Source organism: Pseudomonas sp. Sample_10 (assembly GCF_004321495.1).
GTDB lineage: Bacteria > Pseudomonadota > Gammaproteobacteria > Pseudomonadales > Pseudomonadaceae > Aquipseudomonas.
Genome location: NZ_RCOE01000080.1, coordinates 21,707 through 39,682, shown reverse-complemented (window position 1 = coordinate 39,682; position 17,976 = coordinate 21,707). Strand labels below are relative to the sequence as shown.

General features: G+C 60.0%; 16 protein-coding genes. 1 reads left to right on the top strand and 15 read right to left on the bottom strand.

Annotated elements, in window-relative coordinates; translation table 11 throughout:
* Positions 1–172: 172 nt before the first annotated feature.
* Positions 173–1,978, bottom strand: coding sequence for a lipid A export permease/ATP-binding protein MsbA (gene msbA, locus D8U18_RS07505; RefSeq protein WP_056852336.1), 1,806 nt, complete (start codon positions 1,976–1,978; stop codon positions 173–175).
* Positions 1,979–1,993: 15 nt separating this feature from the next.
* The gene (locus D8U18_RS07500; RefSeq protein WP_056852335.1) at positions 1,994–3,166 is read right to left on the bottom strand and encodes an O-antigen ligase family protein; all 1,173 of its coding nucleotides are present in this window, start codon (positions 3,164–3,166) and stop codon (positions 1,994–1,996) included.
* A gap of 108 nt (positions 3,167–3,274) precedes the next feature.
* Between D8U18_RS07500 and D8U18_RS07495 the strand changes: the two genes are divergently transcribed.
* Positions 3,275–3,880, top strand: coding sequence for a serine/threonine-protein kinase (locus tag D8U18_RS07495; protein WP_056852334.1), 606 nt, complete (start codon positions 3,275–3,277; stop codon positions 3,878–3,880).
* Here D8U18_RS07495 and D8U18_RS07490 read toward each other — a convergent pair.
* The 13 genes from D8U18_RS07490 to waaC form a co-directional block, all read right to left on the bottom strand.
* The gene (locus D8U18_RS07490; protein ID WP_131107381.1) at positions 3,875–4,969 is read right to left on the bottom strand and encodes a glycosyltransferase; all 1,095 of its coding nucleotides are present in this window, start codon (positions 4,967–4,969) and stop codon (positions 3,875–3,877) included. The genes D8U18_RS07495 and D8U18_RS07490 overlap by 6 nt on opposite strands.
* 202 nt (positions 4,970–5,171) lie before the next feature.
* Positions 5,172–6,128: a glycosyltransferase gene (locus D8U18_RS07485; RefSeq protein WP_056852332.1), complete on the bottom strand. Its 957-nt coding sequence runs from the start codon at positions 6,126–6,128 to the stop codon at positions 5,172–5,174.
* An 81-nt stretch (positions 6,129–6,209) separates the two neighbouring features.
* Complete coding sequence (locus D8U18_RS07480; RefSeq protein WP_131107380.1) at positions 6,210–7,610, bottom strand: PIG-L family deacetylase; 1,401 nt, start codon at positions 7,608–7,610, stop codon at positions 6,210–6,212.
* A gap of 8 nt (positions 7,611–7,618) precedes the next feature.
* Complete coding sequence (locus tag D8U18_RS07475; protein ID WP_130907027.1) at positions 7,619–8,515, bottom strand: antimicrobial resistance protein Mig-14; 897 nt, start codon at positions 8,513–8,515, stop codon at positions 7,619–7,621.
* The gene (locus tag D8U18_RS07470) at positions 8,515–9,645 is read right to left on the bottom strand and encodes a glycosyltransferase (protein ID WP_131107379.1); all 1,131 of its coding nucleotides are present in this window, start codon (positions 9,643–9,645) and stop codon (positions 8,515–8,517) included. Before D8U18_RS07470 ends, D8U18_RS07475 begins: the two co-directional genes overlap by 1 nt.
* Positions 9,629–11,386 (bottom strand): carbamoyltransferase, encoded by a 1,758-nt coding sequence (locus tag D8U18_RS07465; RefSeq protein WP_056852329.1) that lies wholly within the window; start codon positions 11,384–11,386, stop codon positions 9,629–9,631. The genes D8U18_RS07470 and D8U18_RS07465 overlap by 17 nt, the downstream gene beginning before the upstream one ends.
* A gap of 165 nt (positions 11,387–11,551) precedes the next feature.
* Complete coding sequence (locus D8U18_RS07460) at positions 11,552–11,887, bottom strand: YceK/YidQ family lipoprotein (RefSeq protein ID WP_056852546.1); 336 nt, start codon at positions 11,885–11,887, stop codon at positions 11,552–11,554.
* Positions 11,888–12,053: 166 nt separating this feature from the next.
* Positions 12,054–13,505 carry a lipopolysaccharide kinase InaA family protein gene (locus D8U18_RS07455; RefSeq protein ID WP_130907026.1) on the bottom strand — a complete coding sequence of 484 codons (1,452 nt, stop codon included), beginning with the start codon at positions 13,503–13,505 and terminating at the stop codon, positions 12,054–12,056.
* Complete coding sequence (locus D8U18_RS07450; RefSeq protein ID WP_130903945.1) at positions 13,505–14,257, bottom strand: lipopolysaccharide kinase InaA family protein; 753 nt, start codon at positions 14,255–14,257, stop codon at positions 13,505–13,507. Before D8U18_RS07450 ends, D8U18_RS07455 begins: the two co-directional genes overlap by 1 nt.
* Positions 14,254–14,988 (bottom strand): lipopolysaccharide kinase InaA family protein, encoded by a 735-nt coding sequence (locus D8U18_RS07445; protein ID WP_056852326.1) that lies wholly within the window; start codon positions 14,986–14,988, stop codon positions 14,254–14,256. The genes D8U18_RS07450 and D8U18_RS07445 overlap by 4 nt, the downstream gene beginning before the upstream one ends.
* Positions 14,988–15,794 (bottom strand): lipopolysaccharide core heptose(I) kinase RfaP, encoded by an 807-nt coding sequence (rfaP, locus tag D8U18_RS07440; RefSeq protein WP_130903944.1) that lies wholly within the window; start codon positions 15,792–15,794, stop codon positions 14,988–14,990. The genes D8U18_RS07445 and rfaP overlap by 1 nt, the downstream gene beginning before the upstream one ends.
* Positions 15,791–16,915, bottom strand: coding sequence for a glycosyltransferase family 4 protein (locus tag D8U18_RS07435; protein ID WP_056852324.1), 1,125 nt, complete (start codon positions 16,913–16,915; stop codon positions 15,791–15,793). Before D8U18_RS07435 ends, rfaP begins: the two co-directional genes overlap by 4 nt.
* The gene (gene waaC / locus D8U18_RS07430) at positions 16,915–17,976 is read right to left on the bottom strand and encodes a lipopolysaccharide heptosyltransferase I (RefSeq protein WP_056852323.1); all 1,062 of its coding nucleotides are present in this window, start codon (positions 17,974–17,976) and stop codon (positions 16,915–16,917) included. The genes D8U18_RS07435 and waaC overlap by 1 nt, the downstream gene beginning before the upstream one ends.

Below are 17,976 nucleotides of genomic sequence, written 5' to 3'. Positions count from 1 at the left end.
AAATGAACAGGGGCGCGATATTAACACAGGGTTGCCGCAGGCTTGTGCGACGGCTGCATCGGGATAAATTCGCGAGGGCAGGACTGTAGAGAGCAACGAGGCTGCGACCTCTTGATCTTTAAAAACAAAGTCAAAAGATCGCAGCCAGGGCAACGCCCTGCAAAAGATTATTTCAGGCGATGTCTTCAGCCGGCGCGTCCAGCCCCATCGCATGTAAACGCGAGTAGTAGCCGTTTTGCGCCAGCAGTTGAGCGTGGGTGCCGCGTTCGACGATCTGGCCCTGCTCCATCACCAGAATCAAATCGGCTTTTTCGATGGTCGACAGACGGTGAGCGATGACCAGCGTGGTGCGCCCTTTCATGACCTGGTCCAGTGCCGCCTGAATGTGGCGCTCGGACTCGGTGTCGAGGGCCGAAGTGGCCTCGTCGAGGATCAGCAATGGCGCGTTTTTCAACAGTGCCCGCGCAATCGCCAGACGCTGACGCTGCCCGCCGGACAGCAGCACGCCGTTTTCTCCGACCTGAGTATCGAGGCCTTCAGGCATCTGCGAGATGAAGTCCATCGCATAGGCATCCGTGGCAGCCTTTTCAATGTCTTCGCGCGGCGCGCCAGCCAGGTCGCCATAAGCGATGTTGTTGGCAATGGTGTCGTTGAACAGCGTCACGTGTTGGGTAACCTGCGCCACGTGCCGGCGCAGGTTGCGCAGGCGATAGTCTTCGATCTCAACGTCATCGAGCAGGATTTCGCCAATGTCGTGATGATAGAAACGCGGAATCAGGCTGGCCAGGGTCGACTTGCCGCTCCCTGAACGGCCGACCAGTGCAATCATCTGTCCCGGCGCCGCCGTGAAGTTGATGTTTTTCAGCACTTCACGGTCAGTTCCAGGGTAGGTGAAGCTGAGGTTGCGCACCTCCAGATGCCCGCTGACGCGGTCTCGCTCGACCGTGCCGCTGTCGACCTCGGGCTCGACGTCCAGTTGCTCGAAAATGCTTTCGGCACCGGCGACGCCTTTCTGGATGGTCGAACTGACCTCCGACAACTGGCGGATCGGCTTGGGCAGCAGGCCAGCGGCGGTAATGTAGGCCACCAGATCACCGGCGGTGGCATCACCGCGCAGGAACAGCACCAGGAACATCAACACAGCCATGGCGGTGTAGATCACCAGTTGCAACATCGGCGTGTAGACCGCGCCGGTCTTGGTCATGCGCAACTGCTTCTCGGTGTTGCCCTGGCTTGCGGCAGCGAAGCGACGCTCTTCATAAGTCTCGCCGCCGAAGCTGCGCACCACGCGATAACCCTGAATGGTTTCGGAAGCCACGTGGGTCACATCACCCATGGCCACCTGGATCTTCTTGCTCTGCTTGCGGAATTTTTTGCTGGCGCTACCCACCATCAAAGCAATCAACGGCAGGATCGCCAGCATCACCAGGGTCAGCTTCCAGTTCATCCACAGCAAATAGGCAAACAGGAAAACCACGGTCAGGCCTTCACGGATCACGACCTTGATCGCATCGGTGGCGGCACCGGTCACCATGGTCACGTTGAACGTGATGCGCGAGATCAGATGCCCGGAGTTGTGGGTGTCGAAATAGCGGTTGGGCAGCACCAGCAGCTTGTTGAACAGCTCGACGCGCAGGTCATGCACCAGCCCTAGCGATACCCTCGCCAGGTAGAAGTTACCGAGAAACGAACCGAGGCCTTGCCACGCCGCGATCAGGATGATCAACAACGGCACGGCCATCAGCAGTTGCAAATCCTTCAGGTAAGGGACTGTAGGGAACAGCACCGCTTCAGGGTTGCTCAGGCCATCGACGAAATATTTGAGAATCCCGGCCAGCATCGGCTGCGTGGAGGCAAAGATCACGAAGCCTACGATACTCAGCAGGAAGAGACCGATATAGGGTTTCACGTACCCCAACAGCCGAAGGTAGATTTTCAGGCTGGAATCCTGTCCCGCTTCAGGCGGTGCATCACTCATCGTAGGGCTCACTGGTTAAATGGAACGCGAAATTTTATCACAGGCGCCGGAGTTGGCCCGTGCCCATACCAGAACACTGGCCAGCCCCACGGGCAACCAGCTTATAAACCATTCGGGCCTCGGGGTCCCGGACAGGCTGGCGGCGTCAAATTGCATGGCCAGCGTCGAGAACACCCAGATGCCAATGATTCCCTTGGCATAAAGCGTCTCCCGGGCTTTCCAGGCCTCGTACAGCACTGCAAGCCAGATCGAACACCACAACAGCAACCCTGGCAGCCCTAATTCAAGAGCCACGTGGGTAAACAGGTTATGCGTATGATTGAAGTACTCACCTGAAGCAAACACTCGGTAGTCACCGCCAAGGCCGAGGCCAAGCCATGGGTGCTCACTGATCATCTGCAGACTGGCTATCAGGATTTGCGGACGATAAGACACTCCGCGCGCCACGACGAACGATTCGAAAAACCAGATCGCCATGACCGCCACGATCAATGCTGCCGCTGCGATGATGCGGCTACGTCGGTCACTGCTCCAAACCGGCATGGCAAGTATCGTGAAAAACAACGCCAGCCCGGCGCCACGGCTCTGGCTAAGCATCACGAATGCACAAAGCAGGGCCAGAGCAATCACCCAGAGCACCTGCAATTTGCCGCTGGCCGGAGGCCAGAAAGCCAGCCAGACCGCAGCCAGCCCAATGACATACCCGCCCAGGATCGGATGAGCCAATTCACCCAACCCCTCCAGGCGTGCGCTCCAAATGTTTCCATCCACGCCATAGAACTTGATGATGGCGATGAGCGCCGTCAGCGCCAACCCGAGCCCACCCCACTGCATGATGCGGATCACGCGATCAGGCTGGCCATTGGCAAATATCGGGAAGAACATCAGGAACACCACGATGTAGAGCAAACGCTTGGCCTCGCGAGCGAGGTCCGGAGCGTTCGTCCAGGCAAGACTGATCAGAGACCACACCAGAAGCCCGAGCATCGGCAGATAGACCCAGCGTTGCTGATGGAATAACTCCCGGAGCCGGGCTCGCGCGGACCATGAAAAAAACAGTGCCGGCAGCCAGACCGATGCGACCAAACCTTGTTGATAGATCTTGTTGGTAGGCGCGACGGCGATGGCCAACAGGAACCAAAGCAGACCTATCGTCATCCATACTTGCGCCCAGCGTTTTTCTTGCATCAAATTACCCCTGAGAAACGTCACCCACCCCGCCCGGCATGGTTAAAGCTGAAACTTTTCGGCATCATTGCCCGTCACAACGCCCGTCTTCCAACAAGGCTTTCTACGATGCAATGTTCTCGGCTTTCACAAGCCGCTCTAAATCAAATGATTGAAGGCGCCAGAGTACTGGAAGCCGACAGCTTTGGGCCGAAAGTCTACCTGTTGCAGAATGGGAATATTCTGAAACTGTTCCGCCGCAAGCGTATTTTTTCTTCTGCGCTGTTTCGTCCCTATTCCAAGCGATTCATCGACAACGCCGTAGAACTGCAAAAACTCGGTGTGCCGACTTTGCAGGTCCTGCAGTACTACCGACTGCAAGCGCCAGGCATGACGGCGGTGCTTTACCAGCCATTGCCAGGCGAGACCCTGCGCCAGATCGCCAACAAGGAAGGATTCACCTGGCCGCAGGCCTTGCCGGACCTGGTGGGCCTGATAAGAAGTCTCCATGAATCGGGAATTTATTTCCGCTCACTGCACCTGGGCAATATCGTGGTCACCCCCGATAACCGCATGGGCCTGATTGATGTGGCGGACATGCGCTTTCTGCGCGCACCGCTGTCCCGTCATCTAGTCAAGCGCAACCTGCAGCACTTCGCTCGCTATATTGCACGGGAAAACCTGAACGACAGCTTTCCGATGAAAGCCCTCGAACAGGCACTGCTCGCTTCATGAGAGCAATGCCCGGGAAGCCTGGCTGAAATCCCGCCAGGCCTGGTCCGGGGCAAGTGCACGATATTGCTCTGCGGCGATCGCTTGAGCGTTGGCACTGAACGCCCGGGCAATCGCGTCGCGCCAGGCAGCCACATCCTCGACAGGGGCATACCAGCCGGCATCGCCCAATTGTTCACGGAACACATCCAGTTCACTGGCGATTACCGGTACCCCGGCCATGACCGCCTCCTGCAGGATCAGCCCCAGGCCTTCGCTCAGCGACGGCATCGCCACCCAGTCGAATGCTCGATAGAGCTGCCCCACGTCACTCACATGACCCGGCAAAAAGACTTTGCCGCGCAACCCTGCCGCGTGGATTTTCGCTTCCAGTTCGGCACGGGCAACACCTTCGCCCACAATCACCAAGCGCAGATCCGGTCGTTCAAGCAATGCTGCCGCGAAAGCATCGATCAGACAGGCAAAACCTTTTCCCCCAACCAGCCGTCCCACGGCACCCAGCACCGATGTGTTATCCACAGGCAAGCCCAACCGGGAACGCGCCTGTTCCCGGGTGAGCAGGGCAGAACGCCAGGCCGTGGGATCAAAAGCGCTGCGCAGTGTCGTGACTGGCCGTTGCAGGTCCTGGCTCAATGACGTCGCGAGGGTTTGCGACACAGCAACCACCGACAGCCGGGACGCCGGGAACCGCTGGAAGAGCGTTCTATCCGCTGCGTGAAGCCGCGTCGAACCATGGAAAACCACTACCGCACGCAAGTGCGGCATGGTCTCGATGCAGGGCAACAGTGCCCGGGCCACGCCCAGGCCATCAAGCAACAGTACGCGCGCATCGCTGGATTTGAGCGCACTCTGCAATTTGTAGTGCATCCAGGGCCGGGCCAGTCGCCAGATGTGTCGCCCTTTCAGTCGCGCAGAGGTCAGCCCCCACTCCCGCACCTTGCCGACCGCCACTCCACACTCCGAGGCATGCCCCTGAAGCAGCCAGGTTTCGATCGGTACAGAGGCCGGGACCTGGGACAATATCTGTTGGTGCACCTTGTGAGTCGAGGCAAACGGAGCGCCGCTGGCCCACATGACGTTAACAATGCTCATAGGGTGAAAAGCCGGGACAGGGAGTTCTTTAGAGAAGCCGTACGGCGCTCAGGGGATGAACCGACCACAACTTCACCATAGCAACCGCCAACAGGAACGCACGCTCGGTGTACCGATGCGATGTCGTTTTCCATGGATAACTGCACCTGATCCCTAAAGAAATGGAGGTCGCCAGCAATGCCAATGGCCGGGTAACACATCGTCAAATGCCTAACTTCAGACGGACTTTTTCCAGCAGGCTCAAGGGCGCGCGAACACGCAGTGCCGGCTCGAGCTCCTCGACGATTCGCTGACCGATGCGTGCAAAACTGAACTGGCTGACCGCCAGTTCGCGACCGTTACGGGCAATGCGCTGAGCCAGTTCCGGGTCGCTGCGCAATAGCGCGAGCTTTTGCTGAAGTTGTGCGATGTTCTGGTAGAACACCACGTTTTGCATGTCCAGCAGACCCAGTGCCTGGCTTTCCGCCTCGCCCTGGTCATACGCCAGCAATACACAACCGCAAGCCATGGCCTCGAAGTTCTTGATCATGAATTCGCCCATGCCGACATCGGCACTGACGAAGTAGCGGATGCGGTTGAGGGTGTCGCGGTATTCCTCGCCGGATTTCGTGCGGGTGACCACCAAGGGTTCGACGCCCGCCAACTCATCGAGCAAGGCTTTGCGCCCGCTGTAGGCGACACTGTTGGTGCTGCCGACGAAGGCCAGTTCGATATCGCGCTCACGCCCTTGATCTTCAAGCTGGGTCTGGTCGTAGCCTTTGGGCACGAATACCGCATCGAACCCTTCGCTGCGCAACCTTTCGGTGACGACGAAACCTGAGCTGATGACTCGCGCCCAGGGCAGCTTGCGGTAATGTGCGCTGAACTTTCCCGTGTACTTGCAAGGAATGTAGTTCTGATAGGCGTCGTGTTCGAGGATCACCAGATTGGGGATCGTGCGGATAAATCCGACCTGGCGGATCTCCTGCTTGAAGCGCAGGAAAAACACGATCCGGTCATACTGCGCCACATCGACTTCGCGTCGAAAATAGCGGCGCAGGTTGCGCTGCTCATCGCTGCTCAGCCACCGCAGGTCGCACTCGCAATGGGCGGCCACGCCCTCGTACAGACGGTCCAGGATAGCCCGCTGATCTTTCTGCACCAGAAACAAAACTTTCATCGTCTTCCTTGCCGCAACAGGCAAACCGAGCAACCTCTGACATACCCCTGCTCGCAGCTGGGGCGCTTCACGAACGCAATCCTACAAATGCCAGAACAGCTCATGGCGACGTACAGCCTTGCGAAAAAATTCGTTCTCACCGTAGGGCGAACCGCGGCGCCCGGCCAGCAACCGCTGCAATACCCGGCGCACCCGGCGCTTGAACGGGGCTGGCGGCTGCAAGTCATGCATCATTGCCAGCGCCATGGCCTTGTCGCGCTGCTGCGCCGGCGTGAGTAAAAGACAATAGGGATGCAGCAGCGAGGCAGGATCAAACACCGGTGGCAGCGCCACGCCGGTACCGCTATTGCCCATAGGCCAGCGATCGTTGTCATGCAAGTGATTGGCGTAACCCAGCAATGTCGGCTGCCAGTCGAGCCCTTGCAAGGCTTCAAGAACCGCGGCATGAGCGCAAATATGATCCGGATGCGGATCAAGTGTCGGATGCGGCAGCACGATGACTTGCGGTTGCGCGCGCAGCAGCAACTCTCGCAAGTCGGCCAGCAGGTTGTTCCAGGTCGGCGCGCCATCGACATCGCCCGGCAAGGCGAACGGGTTCAACTGGCGAAACAACCGGGTATCACTCAAATCCGCTTCGCGCGAGCCCGCCGGCTGAGCAGGCGAAGCCTGCATGGTCGCCAGTTGCAGGCAGAAATATCCCAATTGCACGCACCGGCTTTCGGCCACGCCAGCCCAACGCGGCACTGCAATGCTGTCCCAGGCTCGCAAACGGCCTTTGAGCCGCGAGGCCTGGACTTTGTCCAATCCCATCTGCTGGTAGTGTTCGGCTTCGATTTCACCGGCGGTGAGCGTGACGATCCAGGCTTCATCCGCCTGGCTGTACAAGCCATAGGCTGCCAGTTCCGCGTCATCGGCATGAGGCGCAATGACCATCACCCGTTGGCGACGGTAATCCGGATGTTCGATCGCCCACAGCACCGGCTCGCCGAGCAGGCGGCAAAAACGGCCGCGCAGGCGGAGCTCGCCTTGGGACAGAACTTGTGCCTGGCCACTGAGGTTGAGATAACGCAGGCCGTTTACACCGCGCTCGAAGGTCAGCCGATCCGGATTGTCACCACCAGCCAGTTCGACCACAGGATCAAGGAAACGCCCCAGCCAGGTGCTTTTGACCCGCAACGCCAGCACCAGCGTCGCGTCTTCGACCAACATGACGCCATCGTCCAACCGCAGGCGATCGCCATTGAGGTGGACTTTCGGTTGCGGCGTGTAGGGCGGGAAGCTGTACTGGTAATCGTCGTTGGGCGAATAGAACAGGTGGTCGGCGAACCACGCTTCATGGGCAATCCAGCCCAGGACTGCGAGCACCAGCGGCAGCCACCAGGCCACCAGCAGGCCCATGACAATCAACATTCCCAGCGCGATCAACAAGCCGATGCGTTTGTTGCGCCGATGGCGCTTGAGCAGTTGTTGTTTGCGGCTCATGGCTTGGCTCATACGGTGAAGACCGGAACAGGGTTGCACCAGCGATCCTTGTATTCCCGGTCGGCGCGACCGAAGGAAAAGCGCAAGGGCTTGTCCAGTGCCCGTGCATGCTCCCAGGCGCTTTGGGTATTGAGGAAGCTCAACACGCTGCCAGGGCTGAACTCGCGGGTTTCAGGGTCGACGCCACCATTGATGTACTCGACGCTGATCCACTGCGGCGTCTCGACGCGGTACACCAGCTGAATGGCAATCGGTGCATCGTTGAGGAAGATCACCGAGCCGATCAGCAACGCGCGCAACAACTCGATGACTTCAGCCATGCGCTCGGCGCCGGTCGCCGGAAAACCCCAGCGGCGCTGGAACAGGTCGCAATAAATGGCCGCCAGCTCGCTACTGGAAAAATCCGAAACCGGGCGTACCACACCGCCCGCCTCTTCCAGTAACCGGAGTTCCCGGCGCTGGTTGTAGCGAAATTTCTTCGACAGTTCTTCGGGAGCGCGGGCCATGGCCAATTGTTCGGCCTGCAACTTGATGCCGGTGAAACGGCTTTCGTTCAGTGCCGAAAGGTAACGCCCGCGATGGCGCAGAGGCGCTTGGGCATCGGCCGCAGCCGGCAGGATGATCTCGGCGTTGCCAAGGTCGAACAGGCCTTTTTTACCGCTGCGCTTGAGCACATCCTTGGACAAGGCAAGATCGCGCCCCCAGGTCGGGATCGCCGCTTTCACCTCGCCCTCATGCTCCCAGGCCAGATAACGCACCGGAATACCAGCCAACTGCGCCAACCGTTCAACCACCATAGGGTGAGTCGCGACGCTGCCGCCATAACGTTGCCAGACCTCGGCATAGATCGAGGCATCGGCTACCGACCAGCCACGTTCGCGCCAGCCTTGAAATCTGTTGAGCATCAGCCCCTCGGTGCCAGTTCGATAACGTGTGGCAAATGCCAGAAAGCATCCTGCACCGCGCGGTCGGAAAAGCGCTCGCGCAAGCGGTCCAGCATCAGCTCGGCACACTGAAGACGTTGTTGATCGTCCATCGCGGCAAGGTGTTTCAACCCTTGCGCCAGATGTTCGGCATCGCCCAGCGGGAACAGAATGCCGACACCTTCGACCACCTCCTTCGCCCCGCCACAAGCGGTGGCGAGCAACGGTACACCAGCGGCCATGGCCTCAAGCAGCACCATGCCGAAAGGTTCGTGATCGGAACTCAAGGCAAAAACATCGAAGGCACGAAAATAACGTCGGGCTTCAGGCACCTGGCCGAGGAACAACACGCGGTCGCCAATCCCCAGTTCACGAGCCTGCGCCTTTAGATCCTGCTCCAGGCGCCCGCTGCCGAGAATCACCAGCTGACTGTTGGCGGGCAGCCCCGGCAGCGCTGCGGCAAAGCCCTCAAGCAACGTGGCCTGATCTTTGTCCGGGTGCAATCGACCGACGTTGCCGACGATCCAGGCATCCGTCGACAACCCCAGGATCTCCCGTGCCTCGCGCGCGCAAACCTGGCTGGCCTGCAACGCCGGCACATCGATGCGGTTATAAAGTGTCTGGATGCGCGTCGCCGGCCACTTCGGCAGGCAGCGGCGCATGTCATCGCGCACGGCATCGGAAACCCCGAGCAGGCTCAGGCGCTTGCGGAAAACATGAGCGAACAGCTTGCGCGTGCCGCGCTTGTAATCGTCAAACGCGTGGTGCACGCCGATCACCGGCAACGAAGTGCCCAGCAAGGCGATGTAGATGGGTTTGAAGCGGTGGGCGATGCAGAAACTGAAATTGCGCGATGCGGCGATCTTGCGCAGATCGCCAATGGCGCCCAGCTTCAGGCCACGAATGGCTCTGGAGCTGTATTCCATGAACAACACTTCATCAGAGGCGCATCCCGCGGCGACTTCGGCGTCGGCGACCCCGGTGAGAAACACCGTGGTCACGCGATAACCGGTCCCCGCGAACAGGCTGGCGTACTGCCGGGCGCAGTCCAGAAACGGCCCGTCATAGCCGTGGCAGAACTGCAACACATGGCGTTCAGCCGAGCGTGTCATATGCGTTCGCGCCCTCTTTGACCACCAGGATGTCTTCCATGATCAGATACTGTAGATCGGAACCGAAGAACATGTTCAAGGCGTCCGTCGGCGAGCAGATCATCGGCTCACCGCGACGGTTGAGCGAAGTGTTGAGCGACACGCCGTTGCCGGTGAGTACTTCCAGCGCTTTCATCATGTCGTAGTAGCGCGGGTTGTATTCGCGCTTGAGCACTTGGGCACGGGAAGTGCCGTCTTCGTGGACCACTTCCGGCACGCGGGTTTTCCACTCTTCAGCCACTTCGAAGGTGAAGGTCATGAACGGTGCCGGGTGATCGATCTTGATCATCTGCGGTGCAACGGTGTCGAGCATCGACGGGCAGAAAGGCCTCCAGCGCTCGCGGAACTTGATCTGGTGGTTGATGCGATCGGCCACGCCCGGCACGCTCGGGCAACCAATGATCGAACGACCGCCCAGTGCACGCGGACCAAACTCCATGCGGCCCTGGAACCAGGCCACCGGGTTGCCGTCGACCATGATTTTGGCGATCTGCTCCGGCATGTTGTCGAGCTTGCGCCACGCAGGTTTGTTCTCATGGCGGGCGCAGGCGGCGATCACATCTTCATTGCTGTACGACGGGCCGAGGTAGACGTGTTCCATCTTCTCGACCGGAACGCCGCGGGCGTGGGACACATAAGCCGCAGCGCCGACGGCAGTACCGGCATCGCCGGACGCAGGCTGGACGAACAGCTCTTTGATGTCGTCGCGGGCGATGATTTTCTGGTTCAGCTTGACGTTCAACGCACAGCCACCAGCGAAAGCCAGCTTGCCGGTTTCCTTGAGGACGTCGCCCAGATAGTGGTCGATCATCTGCAACGCCAGCTTCTCGAACAGCGCTTGCATACTCGCGGCGTAGTGAATGTATGGTTCATCAGCGATGTCGCCTTCGCGCTTCGGACCCAGCCACTCGATCAGCTTCGGCGAGAAGTAGAAACCCTTGCCCTTCTCTTTATAGCGACGCAGGCCGATGACGTTGGCGTAGTCGGTGTTGATCACCAGCTCGCCGTTCTCGAACGAGGCCAGGCGCGAGAAATCGTATTTGCTGGCATCGCCGTACGGCGCCATGCCCATGACCTTGAACTCGCCGTCGAGCATCTCGAAACCGAGGAACTCGGTGATTGCGCCGTACAGGCCGCCGAGGGAGTCAGGATCGAAGAATTCCTTGATCTTGTGGATCTTGCCGTTTTCGCCGTAACCGAAGAACGTCGTGGCGTACTCACCCTTGCCGTCGATCCCGAGAATCGCGGTTTTCTCTTTGAAACCGGAGCAGTGGTAGGCACTGGAGGCGTGAGCCAGATGGTGTTCGACCGGCTCGATCTTGATTTTTTTCGGATCGAAACCCAGTTGCTCGAGGCACCAGACGATCTTGTTGCGATAGCGCTTGTAGCGACGGTTGCCCATCAGGATTGCATCGAGGGCGCGGTCCGGCGCGTACCAGTAACGCTTGGCGTAGTGCCAGCGAGCCTTGCCGAACAGGCTGATCGGGGCGAACGGAATGGCCACCACATCAACGTCGGAAGGTTTGATACCGGCCTGTTCCAGGCAGAATTTCGCCGATTCATAAGGCATGCGGTTCTTTGCATGTTTATCGCGCACGAAGCGCTCTTCTTCAGCCGCCGCGACCAGCTTGCCGTCGATGTACAGGGCTGCGGAAGGATCATGGCTAAGGGCGCCGGACAGGCCAAGAATCGTCAATGCCACAGGGGTCTAGCCTCTTTAGTCTGCGTGCAGGCGCAATGCGCCTCAAAAATTTATGTGCCCTCGCAAGGGGCGAGAGACAGCTAAAGGGCGGGATTATAGCGTAAAAGCTGCGGCAAACCTCTAGCGGCAACCGGCAAGCCTTTTCGGAAGTCGACTTGCCGCTGTTTAACCGCGCACGGGTCGCCAATAGATCTGGATATTGCCGTCCACGCTTTGCCGGTAAATCGTGTAGGGCAAGACAACGGTGTCCAGAGCGCCGGACAACGTCAGGTCCAGCAGAATGAATGGCACGAGGAAGCCCGTGGGATCGGGTGGCGCATTCAATACGCAGAAATCATGGGCGAGACCGCTGTAGACCCGCGGTATCGACTGGCAATAGGTTTTTTGCTTTCGCAACCCTTGCGCGGCGTCAGCATCGTCCTGAAGCACCGTCGCAGCGGTCCCGCATCCCGCCAATGCCAGCGAAATCGCGCCTGAAGCAGCCGCCATTCTTATTGTCAAAGTCCGCCCTCCGCAAATGTCAGGGCAAACTAGCATCGGGCCGATCCGGGCCACAGTTCATGGCTTCCGAAGATCGCGTAGGACGGTTCACAAGAACTTGTCCCTGATCTTATTTGGCTGGTCCGATCCCATCGCGGGCAAGCCCGCGACAGACCGAAGGCCCGATTCAGGAAACGCTGGCGATGTCTTTGGGCAGACGCCGATCGATGACTTGATAAAGCGCGCTACTGTCCGGCCAATTGCGCATGAACCGCGCGCGATCCCGTGCATACGCCGGTGCGAAACTGGCGAGGGAGCCATGCTGGCACATCGAGTCGAGATCGATCAGTGCCCAGCGATCCTGCTGCCAGAACAGGTTGTGGCCCTTGAAGTCACCATGGCTGATGCGCTCGCGAATCAGCTCGGCGAACAAGTGATCCAGCGCTGCCAGCTCGGACTCCGGCGCATCACCACTTTCCACATAGGGCGCAAAGCGCTCGATGATGTCCGGCCCCGACAGATGCTCGGTGATGAGGTAGGCGCGACCGCGCAACCCGAGGAAGCGCTTTTCCAATAGCGCCAGCGGCTTGGGCGTGGCGATGCCGAGGAACGCCAGGCGATTGCCTTCGCGCCAGGAGTGCCACGCCCGGCTCGGGCGCCAGAAACGCTTGAGCCAGTGCGCAAAGCCCTTGATGTTGTAGCGCTTGATCACCAGCGTGCGACCATTGACCTGGACTTTGCCGACACTCGCCGCGCCGCCGGTCTTGTACAGATGCCCTTGGTCAAGCAACTCATCGGCCCGCTCCAGCACCGGCAGCATGGCCGCTTCTTCCTCGCGGCGAATCGCCCGCAAGCCGAACGCCCCGCGCTGCACGCTGAACAGTGTGCATTCACGGCCGACTTTGTTCAGAAAATCCTTGAGGCGCCAGTTGCGGACTTTGTCGATCTGCTTCTGTAGCGCTTCCATGGGCAAGGCATGTTCGCCATTGCTCAGCAGGTAGTAGACCAGCAACTCTTCGGTGAACGGCTGCAATGATTGTGGCAACTGGGCAAAGAACACCCCGAGATTTTCCAGGACCTTTTGCCGCGACAACGGCTGGCCAGGCGTTTCGCTGCAGATTCCGGCGCCGTCGATCAGATAGAGCCGACGGCCCTGGCGCAGCAGATTGTCCAGATGCAGATCTTCCTGCCACAGGCCTTTGCGATGCATTTGGCCAATGGCACCCAAGGCTTCGGCCAAAACCGCTGATTGCTCGTCGGCCAACACGGGCAAGCTTTCAACTCGCTGCCACGCATCGCCGAGGCTTTCAGCGCCTTCCAGAAACTCGAACAACAGCCAGCCGCCCTCGCCTTCCTTAAGGCCGTCGGCCAACAGCAGCGGCGTGGTCAAGCCTTGGGCAGCGAGCATACGCACGCCGTCCAGTTCCCGTTGAAAATGCCGTGCAGCCTTGCTGCCGACCAGCAATTTGGCCAGCACCGGCCGGCCACGCCAGACACCGGCGCCCACGTAACGCTGCCCCGGCAACACTCGCAGCAGGCTCAGTAGCTGCAAATCGGCCGGACCGGCCGCGTCGGCCAGGGAAAGAGTCAACGGCAGCGTCGGACTGCGGCCAGCGCTTTTCAGTTCGGACAAACGCATCAAGCTTTCCCCTTATGGCTGCGCCGGGCAGTCAGACGTGTCAGCCAGCTGTCGATCAGCGAACTGTCCTGAGCCTGATCCAGATAGGCGGCCAGAAGCACCCGCAACTGCGCTTCGCTCCACTCGGGTGCTCGACGCAGTAATGGCTCCAGATCCTTGACCCGGTCCCGTTGACCGAACAGCAGTGGCCGAGTCTTTTCCAGGTCAATCAACTGCGCTTGATAGCCGTCGCCGTTGGCGCGCAGGAAAATGTGCTTGGGATAGAAGCAGCCGTGCACCTGACGCCTGCCATGCAGGCGCTGCGCCAGACGGCCGCAGGCTTGCAGAATGGCCACGTGTTGCGCCTCGCCGAGCTCTGACCAGCGGCGCAGCAGCGAATCCAGATCATCCCAGCCGTCCAGTGCCCGGGTCAGCAGCACAGCGCGGACTTCGCCATCAACTTTGCGCTCGCCGAAAAACGCCGCTTTGAGCGCCGGAATGCCGAGTTTTTCATAACGGCTGATGTTGCGAAATTCACGGGCAAAACTCGGCTCGCCGAACGGCGCGTGCAAGGTGCGCATCTGATAGTTGCTCTGGCGCTTGAGATAGAAGCCATGACCTTCCAGGTCCAGTCGAAACACGCTGCTCCAGCCACCGCGAAGGGTGTTGGGTTCGTCCACGGCCTCGAGTTGCCGGGACCACAGCGCATCGAACGTGCCGAGGCCATGGCGTTCGAGCAGCGCACGGTCTTCAGCGGCCAGAAAATCAGTCATTCGCGTCCCTCGAAAAATCTCACCACGTGCCGGATGCGTTTTTTATCGGCGGCATTGAGCCGTTCCCGTTGCCGGTATTGCAGGTAAAAGCGCAGGCGCTGGGTGGCCGACAGCTGATATTTGGCGACCTTGTCCAGGCACGCCAGGTCCTTGGTGATGCGGTACTTGAGCCAGAAACCGCTCCAGAAATCACCATTGGGACAGTCAATGAGAAACAGCTGGGGCTGATCGTCGACCAGCAGGTTGCGCCATTTCAGATCGTTGTGGGTAAAACAATGCTCGTGCATGGTCCGGGTGTAGCTGGCCAGCTGGCGGCTGATGGTATCGACCCACGCGCGGTCCGCGAGCTTGGGGTCGTGCCGTTCGGCAAGGGCCGAGAGGTCTTCGGTATGCGGCAGTTCGCGGGTGATCATCGCCCCGCGATCGTAAGCCATGCCGCGACGCTCCAGCCCCCAGGCCACCACCTCGGCGGTGGGAATGCCCCACTTGGCGAAGCGCTTGAGGTTCTGCCACTCCATTTTCACCCGAGGCTTGCCCAGATAACGGCGCAACCCCTTGCCTGCGCCCACGTAGCGTTTGACGTAATAGTTGACGCCCTTGCGCTGGACGCGGATGACTTCCGACAGCGGATCACGGGTCAATCGCTCGCCTTGAAGCGCAAACACCGCTTCGAGGCTGCCGAAGTCCTCTGCCAGATCGCTGTACTCAGGCTCCAGTGTCCAACCCGCCATCAGAGCGCATCCCCGTATCGCTGTTTGCGGTCGTAGAGTTTGTTGGCCTTGCCCTCGAGCCAACTGAGCAGCCCGGCTTCTTCGCTGAGAATCTGCCGCAGCGGTTGCTGGAAATAACCCTTGAGGAACCGCAGCTTGTCGCGACGGGTCAGGCCGATATCCAGAGCGGAAAAATACAGCGCCGCCAGATCCTTGTTGCGCCAGCGGGCAGTGATCCTCGGACGCGTCTGGGCGCGATGCAGGTCGATCACCGACAGCTTGAAGTCATCGGCCGTCACCGGCTTGTCGGTGTGCAGCAGGAAGTGGCAGATGTAGCAGTCGCGGTGGTTGACCCCGGCGCGGTGCATCATCCCGGTCATGCGTGCCACTTCGGCGATCAGCGCGCGCTTGAGTTTCGGCTCGGGCGGCTGCTTGATCCAGTTGAGGCTGAAGTCTTCGAGACTGACCGTCGGCGCCAGCTCTTCAGTGACGATGAACGAATGCTGGTCGGCCGGATTGCTGCCTTTCTCACCATAAGCGACGGCGGTCATGGTCGGCACGCCGACTTCCTGCAAGCGCTGGATCGCCTTCCACTCCTGGCCTGCACCGAGTACCGGCAGTTTGGCGGTGAGCAGGTTCTTGAAGATCTCACCCCAGCCAATGCCGCGGTGGATCTTTACGAAAAACCCGTTGCCGTTCACTTCAGTGCGCAGGGTCCGGCGCGCTTCAAGCTCGCGGTATACCTCGCCCTGCAAGCCCTCGACTTCGGCGAACGGATCGCGTCCGGCCCAGAGGCTTTTGAACGGTTCAGCCAGCATCAACTTCATTTAGCGTGCTCCGCCAGAATCACATCGGCCGCGTGCTGCGGCATGCTGTAGAGATCAGCCGTCTCGGCAAACGCCAAACCGTTGCGGCTCCAGGCCGCCCGTGCTTGGGCGTCGTTGAGCATGCCGGTCAGGTATTGCGTCAGCTGTGCTTGCTCGAAGGGTTCGTCCAGCACCAGGCCAGCATCGGCCTCGGCAATGTAATGGGCGTAACCGCACACCGCACTGACCAGCACCGGCAACCCGGCCACCAGCGCTTCAAGCAGCACGGTACCGGTGTTTTCGTTGTAGGCCGGATGGATCAACAGATCGGCCCCCAACAGGAAACGCGGAATATCGCTGCGACCCTTGAGGAACGTCACGTTGTCGCCCAGCCCCAACGTCGCACTCTGCATCTGGAACAATTTGGGGTCGTCCTGGCCGATTACAAACAGCCGTGTGCGTTTCTTCAGATCAGCGGGCAATGCCGCCAACGCCTTGAGGCTGCGATCAACCCCCTTGGTCTTGAACCCGGAGCCAATCTGCACCAGCAACAGCTCATCGTCCTTGAGGTTGAATTCGGCCCGGAAGCCGGCGCGAATTTCGTCGGCATCGGCTGGGCGGCGACGATCCTGGGCAATGCCAGGCGGCAGCAGATGAAAACGTTCCAGCGGCGTGTCGTAATGCTTGATGAACAGCGGCTGCTGGACTTCGGAGATCATCAACACTTCAGTCTTCGCGTCTTTGGCAAACACCGCGCGCTCATATTCGGCGAAGTGGCGATAGCGGCCCCAGCGACGATACAGCGAGTTACGCAGGTTCTGCGCTTTGTCTTCGAAGCAGCCGTCAGCGGCGTAATACACATCCAGCCCCGGCATCTTGTTGAAGCCGATCAGACGATCAACCGGGCGTTTGGCCAGGTCCGCTTCCATCCATTCACTGAGCTTTTCGTTGCGACGATGGTTGAAGAATGCCTTGACTGGCGCCACCAGCACTTCAAAACCCGGCGGCACGTCGCCTTCCCAAATCAGCGTGTAGACGCGAATCTGGTGCCCGCGTTTTTGACACTCCAGGGCGATGCGCATGAAATCGCGCTGCAAGCCACCAAAGGGAAAGTACTTGTACAGGACAAATGCCAATTGCATCAGCGCAGCTCCTCAGCCAGTAGCAACGTGCTCAGTCGGCTGGCGACCCGCTCGGGATTCAGGCGCGTGAAGCACAAGGGCCACTCGCGCTCAAGGTCGAACTGACGGGCATCTTCGGCCGTCGGTTGATAGGTGCATTTCTTTTGCAGGCAGGGTGCGCAAGGGAAATCGCTGGCCAGGTGGATCTGCGATTTGCCGTAGGCGCCGGTCAGACCCGGGTTGGTCGGACCGAAGAGCGACAGGGTCGGCACATCCAGTGCAGCGGCCAAATGACCAAGACCGGTGTCGACCGCCACACACGCCTGAGCCCCGGCCAACACCTTGCCGACGCCGGCCAGGTTCAGCTTGGGCAGCACTTCGGCGTGCTTGAAACCGGCAGCGATGCGTTCGGCGCGCGCCTTCTCCACCGCGTTGCCCCAAGGCAGTTTCACCCCGACACCGAGATAACCGACACGCTCGGTCAGCTCGCGCCAATAGGCTTCAGGCCAGTGCTTGGTGTCCCAGGTCGTGCCATGCAGGAACAGTACGTAAGGATTCTTGCGCGGCAATTCCACCAGGCGTTCGACGCTCAGGCCATAGTCGCCCAAGCCCTTGGGCAGGTCGTAGCCCAGGGCGATGGCGAACAATTGACGCACTCGCTCCACCGCGTGCTGGCCACGGGCAACCGCCAGCCGTCGATCATAGAAACGCGCGGCCATTGGCTCGCGGGCCGACGACTTGTCCAGGCCGGCCACCGGGGCTTTGACATAGCGAGTCAGCCAGGCGCTCTTCAGCAAGCCCTGGGCATCAATGACCAAATCGTATTTCGTGGCGCGCAGGCTTTGCTTGAAACGCTTCCACTCGCCGCTCTTGATGGTTTGCCAGAGGTTTTTGCGCCAGCGCCGGATTGCCACCGGGATCACCTTGCCCACCGCCGGATGCCAGGTGGGGATTTCGGCGAAGCCTTCTTCCACCACCCAGTCGAACTTGATGCCGGGGATCGCCCGCGCAGCATCTGTCAGCGCTGGCAACGCATGAATCACGTCGCCCAGCGATGACGTCTTGATCAGCAGTACCCGCAA